Raw genomic sequence first — 607 nt, 5'->3', positions numbered from 1 at the left:
TCGGCGTAGAAGGGGGTGCGGTCCAGGACGATCTCGACCTCGTCGCCCTCGGTGGCGGCCGGTGAGGAGGCGCCGTCGACGAGGATGCCGACGACCGTGGACTCGCCCTCGGTGCTGGTGTAGCCGATGAAGTCGGTCTCGCCGGCGGCGTCGGCGATCTCACGGTAGGCGCCCAGGTCGGCGTGGCCGGTCTTCTTGGCCTTGGCGTCGGCCTTGGCGCGCTCGCGCTGCTCCTTCATCAGGCGCCGGAAGCCGTCCTCGTCCACGGACAGGCCCTGTTCGGCGGCCATCTCCAGGGTGAGGTCGATGGGGAAGCCCCAGGTGTCGTGCAGCAGGAAGGCCTTGTCGCCGGAGAGGACCGTGCCGCCGGCGGCCTTGGTCTCCGTGACGGCGGTGTCGAGGATGTTGGTGCCGCCCTTGAGGGCCTTCAGGAAGGCGGCCTCCTCGGCGAGGGCCACGGTCTCGATGCGCTGCCGGTCGCTGACGAGCTCGGGGTACTGCTGCCCCATCATGCCGATCACGACGTCGACGAGGTCCTCGACGACCGGGCCGGTGGCGCCGAGGAGACGCATGTTGCGGATGGCACGGCGCATGATGCGGCGCAGCA

The 607-nt window shown here is 70.3% G+C and carries 1 protein-coding gene; it reads right to left on the bottom strand.

Translation table 11 applies throughout. The annotated features are described in order from the left end of the window. Positions 1–607, bottom strand: a 607-nt coding sequence (locus KM933_RS38760; RefSeq protein ID WP_260334849.1) for an alanine--tRNA ligase-related protein, incomplete at both ends; no start/stop codon positions are given.

Source organism: Streptomyces beigongshangae (assembly GCF_019710745.1).
GTDB classification, from domain to species: Bacteria; Actinomycetota; Actinomycetes; order Streptomycetales; family Streptomycetaceae; genus Streptomyces; species Streptomyces beigongshangae.
The sequence above is the reverse complement of the archived record's forward strand: the minus strand, read 5'-3'. Positions and strand labels throughout refer to the sequence as shown.